Consider the following 6,065-nt stretch of genomic DNA (forward strand, 5'->3'; position numbering starts at 1 on the left):
CATTATAAGGATAACGTTTTTAACACTTCACCAATAATCCCTTCCATTTGATGAACGCCTATGTCAGTGTTTGTCATAATAATGGCACCATTACCTCGGTATGGATAGCATATCAGCATACATTGAAATCCCACGCCCCATCCAAGTGAATGCATTTGTAAGCCTTCATTCGAATCATCTAGAAAAACTCCTAATCCAGTCCATTTTGAGCAACCTTGAGGAGAAATCATATCTTGTATTAATTTTTGAGAAAGTTTTAGTTTGCCCTTTCTTTGTAAGGAATGAATGATTTCAATTACTAAAGCTGATAAGTCTGTTGGTGTTGTCCAAATACCTGAAGAAGCTGCGAATGGATAAAATGGATACTTTTCATTTGTAACGGTGCCATTTTTATTATGCCCGCAAGCAAAGGTCTCCATTTTATTTATATCTTCAGGAGAGAATACTGTACTATTCTTTAGCTGGAGTGGCTGAATGATATATTCTTCAAGTAAAAGGTTGAATGGTTTTCCAGTTATATCTTCAAGTAGTAGTTCAATAATACAAAAGTTTGCATCGGAGTAGTGAAATTCGCTTTCTGGTTTATAAGTTATTTCTATCGGTACTGGGCAATAGGATGTTTTACCGGCAAGGAGTTCAGACATGTTTGGTCGCCCTTGTGCAAATGTATAATGTTCAAAACTATTAGGAGGGTCAATAATTCCAGATTGGTGACTTAATAAATTTCGCAACGTGACTTTTTTCTGTGAGGTAAATAGAGTGGTAGGTATGTTCCAAGATGTAAGGCTATCATTTACATCTTCATCTAAATGTATGATTCCTTGATCTGATAACGTTAGTACGAGCAGTGTAGTGATGAATTTACTAATTGAACAAGAGTTGAATATAGAATCCGTAGTGACAGTTCTAGTGGTCCCAGATTCAAGTGTTCCAAAGGCAGCGACTTCATCTAGTGTGCCATCACGTATAATGGCAAGACTTAAACCTGCAACGGAATATTGGTTCATTTTTTCGGATATATTGTTACTTTTTAAGTTCATAGTGACTCCTTTCTTAAAAAGACAGAATGTTAGTTCTATTATACAGTAGTAAATAGAGAGAAAAAGAAAAAACTTCATCTTTTATCGATGAAGTTTTTTAGTTAATTCGAAGTGAATGTTTTAAAAAATTTATCTCGGTACATGTACATAAGCCATGAAGTTGTTAGTAAGGAAATGATAACTTGTTTGTTTTGAATTGGCGCATTGAAAACAAGCCAGCCAACGATATCAAATAATAAATGTAGTGCAAATGAAAGAACTACAAATTGTAGTAACGTCTTAAAAAATCTTTTCATAATGTGTCCCCCTAAAATAAAAGGTTTTATCAACAGTGTTGTATATTACTATTATACATTAAATGTGTCCTGTGGTAAAATTTACATAAGTTAGTGAAATAAAACAAATGAAAGCTAATGAGGAGGAATAGTCATGGAATTTTGGATGATCATACCGATAGCGGTCTTTGGGTTTATTTATATCGTTGAAAAATTAAATAGAATCGAAAAGAAAACGGATGCACGTTTAAAGAGAATGGAAGATAGATTACAGCTAATTACGAAAGAAATGGAAATTGTAGATAGAGAACCTGAAATTAATAAAGAGTTGCGTCAGCTTATGGAAGAAGGAAAAACAGTAACAGCAGTTAAAAGAGTAAGAGAGGCTTTTGGGTTTTCTATACTAGAAGCAAAGCAATATGTTGATAAATTGTAAAAAAGATCATCCGATTGGATGGTCTTTTTTCACTGTACCATGCGTGTATTTACATAGGCAGCGATTATAACGTGGCCAATTATAATGATAGGAAATAAGATTTTTGTATTAGGAGTAGTGAAGACACTGCCAATTGTGGCGATAACACCGGCAATTAAATTATAAAGACCAACTATTTTTGATAACTTTATTTTGTCTGGTACACGGCTTTCGTTGAATCCTGATAAGAGCCAAGTGTATTGTTTTACTCCGATGAAATAGGCTAGTGTAAATGAAATGATTGCTAGTATGAATAATGATGGGGAAGCGAAGAGAGTCATTGAAAACACCTCCGTTATAGGGCTATAAATAAATTATAGTATGAATGTTATAATTTAACAAAATAGATTTTAAGTGTAATAGAAAAATGGAGTATTTATTATGAAGGGAGATTAAGTATGAATATTGTGGAATTCCAGAGATATGTATTAAATTTCAGTAAAGAAAAAGGATTTCAAGATACAACGATTGAAGAGCGTACGATGTATACGATGGCGGAATTGGGTGAATTAGCGGAAGTTATATTAAAGCGTGATAAAATACAAGATTCGAAAAGAGAGATTGGTTTAGAAATGTTTGATGTCATTTGGAATGTATGTGATTTAGCAAACAAGTTAGAAATTGATTTAGGGAAGGCTTTTGAAGAAAAAATGAGGATTAATAAAAAACGTGAATGGTAAGTGGGATATTAATGTGTAAAGATGGGGGATACGGATGAAAAAGAAGCTTATTATAGGAGGAGTCTTTACCTTAATTAGTGTAATGAGTATTGTCGCTTACTTAGTTTTTTACGGTATATTTATTCCGAATCAAATAAGTGCGGATAAGTATGAAATAAAAGGCGTAGATGTCGCATCGTATCAAGGTGATATAGATTGGAGGGAGTTGGAAAAGCAAAATATGAAGTTTGCGTTTATAAAGGCTACTGAAGGAAGTGCGTTTGTGGACAAGTACTTTTCGAAAAATTGGACGAATGCGAATAAGACAAGTATGCGCGTCGGAGCGTATCATTTTTTTAGTTTTGATAGTAAGGGTGAAACACAAGCAGAGCAATATATACGAACTGTTCCAAAATATAAACAAGCATTGCCACCCGTAATTGATGTTGAGTTTTATGCTGACAAAAAAGATAATCCCCCTAAGCGTGAAGATGTTGTGAAAGAGTTGTCAATCATGATTGAAATGTTAGAAAAACATTACGGTAAGAAAGTAATATTGTATGCAACTCAAGAGGCATATGATTTATATATAAAGGAAACGTATCCCCAATGTGATATATGGATTCGTAGTGTCTTTACAAAACCGAGTTTATCTGATGAGAGAAAGTGGACGTTTTGGCAATACACGAACCGTGGGAGATTAAATGGTTATAATGGAAAAGAGAAGTATATTGATTTGAATGTATTTTATGGGAACGGGGAAGAGTTTGAGAATTATGGAATAAAAGGTTAAGTTTTAAAGTGTACAAAATTTTGTACGCTTTTTTGTTACTTACATAAAAATATACAAGTAAAGATGGAACAAACATTTAAAATGAATTGTCTAATATAGGTAATAACTATTTCGTTTGAAAGAAAGGGTGGAGAAAATGAAAAATACATTATTAAAAGTAGGGGTATGTGTAAGTTTACTAGGAGCAACTCAACTCGTTAGTACAATTTCTTCTGTGAAAGCGGAACAAAAGCTAGAGCAAAAAGTAGTGAAAAATGAGTCAGGAACCATTTCAATTTCTCAGTTAAACAAGCATGTATGGGTTCATACGGAGTTAGGTTATTTTAACGGAGAAGCAGTTCCTTCGAACGGGCTAGTTCTTACTACTTCTAAAGGGTTAGTACTAGTCGATTCTTCTTGGGATGATAAGTTAACGAAGGAATTAATAGAGATGGTAGAAAAGAAATTTAAGAAGCGTGTAACGGATGTCATTATTACACATGCGCACGCTGATCGAATTGGCGGAATAAAAACGTTGAAAGAAAGAGGCATTAAAGCGCATAGTACGACATTGACTGCAGAACTAGCAAAGAAAAATGGATATGAAGAACCGCTTGGAGACTTACGGAGCATTACGAATTTGAAGTTTGGAAATATGAAAGTAGAAACGTTCTATCCAGGGAAAGGACATACAGAAGATAATATTGTCGTATGGTTACCGCAATACAATATTTTAGCTGGAGGCTGTTTAGTGAAATCAGCGTCCGCTAAAGATTTAGGAAACGTCGCTGATGCTTATGTAAATGAATGGTCTACATCGATTGAGAATGTGCTGAAGCGATATGGAAATATAAATGCAGTAGTGCCTGGTCATGGGGAAGTAGGGGACAAAGGATTACTTTTACATACATTGGATTTGTTGAAATAAAAAAACGAGGAGAAACAAATTTCTCCTCGTTTTCTTCTAACTATATTTAAATGCGAAGTCTGCATACGTTACTGAGATTTTAATTCCAAGTATACAAATACCAGTACCGTCATAATTGCTATAACAACGTAAGTAATATCAAGCATTATAAGTGTTTTTAAAGTTTCAGTCATCCTCATTCACCCCTGGTATAAAAATATAAACATAATCTCTTGTTAATTAGATAAGAGATTACAACATACATGAAATTTCTTAAGTAGATTCTATATAAATATATCATATAAATAATGTAAGTAATGTTAAGATAGTGTAAATGTATTGTAAAGAAAGAGGGGGCACATCATGTCAATAAATCTTTTTGTTTGTAAATACTATGTATCTCTCAAGTGCCAGGTAGAAAACAGTTATAACATGTGAAAAAAACTTACTTTGACACATCAATCACGATGCTAGTTGTTACTACATTTTCCTCTATTACTTCTACCTGTACTTGTTCATCGTTTCTCCAATTGATATTGAAGTTGTCTGTCGTATACATTTCCTTAAGAGTGACCTCTTTATATTTTTCTAAAATGCTACCTCTTTTCCCATAATAGATTCTTACAGTTGAGCTGGGACTTGGACCTTTTGATTTTATTGTTTCTCTAAGCTCGATAATATTTATGAGATTTGGAGATTCACTTTTTTGAAAGGTAAAGGAACTGACCACTTTTTGTACCTTCTTAAAAACAGGACCATTGGATTTATTTGATATGTTAAATTCCACAACTTCAGGTACGGATTCTTTTTCTCGTAGCGTTATCGTTGCCTCATAATCATCTTTCCAATTTACGGAAACATCTGAGGAGTCGAGACGTTCCCCGTCATTTGCAATACTTGTGTCAAAATGTTCCCATAAGCCGTATTTAATTCTGACGGGAGTGGGACCAAGAGAAGAGTCTGAATCTAGTTTCATTACTTTAATCGTATTTTTATTATTTGGAGAATGACTTTTTTTAAGTGTAATGTCCTGTAAATACAAAATGTAAGACAAACAGCCTACTACTAAAATAATTGGAATTACGATACGTAAGGCAGTAATGTGACGTCTCCGTGTGGCTTTTTTCTTAGTGCTTTTACTATTTTGTTCAAGTTCTTTTTCAATACTCGTTTGAACCGTTACTTTTGGCGGGCGAATAAGCCACCAAATGAAAGCTATTAGTAGTAAGCAAAGAGGTATTCCTTGAATAAAGAAAAAACCTTTCCAAAAATCTAGTCTCGTACTATACGGTGAATCTGTTGCCATCACCCCTATAAAAAGTGCCATTGGACTTGCAAGTATATTTATCCCTAAACCGATCAATACGAATGAAAGATTTTTATTCCTAATTTTTCGTGACCCAGCCATAATAAACAGAAATACTGCAATACCGAGTATAAGAAATAGTGTTCCGTAATAAAACATCATATATACCATATTATCCGATACGATAAACTTAACTAAATCTATACAATTCAATCAAATTTACACAAGTTAGTGCTTCATCGTGTTCTCGCAGCCCCAAAGGGACGAGGGGTATAACACTCCACACGAGGCAGTATCGTTACCTCCTATTATCAAGCATTTAATTTTACCCATCTTGATAAATTTATCGATGCATTTACATCCCTATCGTGATGGCTATTGCATGAAACACAACACCACTCACGTATTTTTAAACTCCACTGTCCTTCTGGTTGAACTGAATGGTCGTATTTTACTCCGCAACATGAACAAATCTTGCTTGAAGCGAACCATTTATCAGCTTTTACATACGCAATGCCATGCTTCTTGCACTTGTATGATAAACATTGAAAGAAGAAGTTTAATTTTTGAAATGAAAATGCTTTCGATAGTTTTTTGTTTTTTAACAGGTTTGAGATAGATAAGTCTTCCA

Annotated in this window: 9 protein-coding genes; 4 read left to right on the forward strand and 5 right to left on the reverse strand. The window is 33.9% G+C overall.

Annotated elements, in window-relative coordinates; all coding sequences use genetic code 11:
* Nucleotides 1–2: 2 nt before the first annotated feature.
* Complete coding sequence (locus MR115_RS15965; protein WP_242241942.1) at nt 3–1,040, reverse strand: serine hydrolase domain-containing protein; 1,038 nt, start codon at nt 1,038–1,040, stop codon at nt 3–5.
* Nucleotides 1,041–1,141: 101 nt separating this feature from the next.
* Entirely contained in the window at nt 1,142–1,336 is a 195-nt protein-coding gene (locus tag MR115_RS15970; RefSeq protein WP_242241943.1) for a hypothetical protein, read from the reverse strand.
* Nucleotides 1,337–1,469: 133 nt separating this feature from the next.
* Between MR115_RS15970 and MR115_RS15975 the strand changes: the two genes are divergently transcribed.
* A complete protein-coding gene (locus MR115_RS15975; protein WP_242241944.1) occupies nt 1,470–1,751 on the forward strand; it encodes a hypothetical protein in 282 nt (93 codons plus the stop codon).
* A 29-nt stretch (nt 1,752–1,780) separates the two neighbouring features.
* On the opposite strand, the gene MR115_RS15980 is transcribed toward MR115_RS15975, so the two are convergent.
* Nucleotides 1,781–2,071 (reverse strand): DUF3784 domain-containing protein, encoded by a 291-nt coding sequence (locus MR115_RS15980; RefSeq protein ID WP_242241945.1) that lies wholly within the window; start codon nt 2,069–2,071, stop codon nt 1,781–1,783.
* A gap of 117 nt (nt 2,072–2,188) precedes the next feature.
* Between MR115_RS15980 and MR115_RS15985 the strand changes: the two genes are divergently transcribed.
* The 3 genes from MR115_RS15985 to bla2 all read left to right on the forward strand — a co-directional run bounded on the left by MR115_RS15985 (nt 2,189) and on the right by bla2 (nt 4,149).
* Complete coding sequence (locus MR115_RS15985; protein ID WP_242241946.1) at nt 2,189–2,470, forward strand: MazG nucleotide pyrophosphohydrolase domain-containing protein; 282 nt, start codon at nt 2,189–2,191, stop codon at nt 2,468–2,470.
* A 34-nt stretch (nt 2,471–2,504) separates the two neighbouring features.
* Entirely contained in the window at nt 2,505–3,242 is a 738-nt protein-coding gene (locus tag MR115_RS15990; RefSeq protein WP_242241947.1) for a glycoside hydrolase family 25 protein, read from the forward strand.
* 136 nt (nt 3,243–3,378) lie between these two features.
* Nucleotides 3,379–4,149 (forward strand): BcII family subclass B1 metallo-beta-lactamase, encoded by a 771-nt coding sequence (bla2, locus tag MR115_RS15995; protein ID WP_242241948.1) that lies wholly within the window; start codon nt 3,379–3,381, stop codon nt 4,147–4,149.
* 424 nt (nt 4,150–4,573) lie between these two features.
* Here the strand turns inward: bla2 and MR115_RS16000 are convergent, their stop codons facing one another.
* Nucleotides 4,574–5,605 (reverse strand): MFS transporter, encoded by a 1,032-nt coding sequence (locus MR115_RS16000; RefSeq protein WP_242241953.1) that lies wholly within the window; start codon nt 5,603–5,605, stop codon nt 4,574–4,576.
* Nucleotides 5,606–5,745: 140 nt separating this feature from the next.
* A partial coding sequence (locus MR115_RS16005; RefSeq protein WP_242241949.1) for a transposase occupies nt 5,746–6,065 on the reverse strand: 320 nt, incomplete at its 5' end.

The sequence above is a fragment of the Bacillus cereus group sp. BfR-BA-01309 genome (assembly GCF_022664315.1).
Classification (GTDB): Bacteria; Bacillota; Bacilli; order Bacillales; family Bacillaceae_G; genus Bacillus_A; species Bacillus_A mobilis.

What these genes read in the sequence shown, in the direction of transcription:
- MR115_RS15965 (WP_242241942.1), bottom strand. Translation starts at nt 1,040, where the DNA reads ATGAACTTAAAAAGTAACAATATATCCGAAAAAATGAACCAATATTCC.
- MR115_RS15970 (WP_242241943.1), bottom strand. Translation starts at nt 1,336, where the DNA reads ATGAAAAGATTTTTTAAGACGTTACTACAATTTGTAGTTCTTTCATTT.
- MR115_RS15975 (WP_242241944.1), top strand. Translation starts at nt 1,470, where the DNA reads ATGGAATTTTGGATGATCATACCGATAGCGGTCTTTGGGTTTATTTAT.
- MR115_RS15980 (WP_242241945.1), bottom strand. Translation starts at nt 2,071, where the DNA reads ATGACTCTCTTCGCTTCCCCATCATTATTCATACTAGCAATCATTTCA.
- MR115_RS15985 (WP_242241946.1), top strand. Translation starts at nt 2,189, where the DNA reads ATGAATATTGTGGAATTCCAGAGATATGTATTAAATTTCAGTAAAGAA.
- MR115_RS15990 (WP_242241947.1), top strand. Translation starts at nt 2,505, where the DNA reads ATGAAAAAGAAGCTTATTATAGGAGGAGTCTTTACCTTAATTAGTGTA.
- bla2 (WP_242241948.1), top strand. Translation starts at nt 3,379, where the DNA reads ATGAAAAATACATTATTAAAAGTAGGGGTATGTGTAAGTTTACTAGGA.
- MR115_RS16000 (WP_242241953.1), bottom strand. Translation starts at nt 5,605, where the DNA reads ATGGTATATATGATGTTTTATTACGGAACACTATTTCTTATACTCGGT.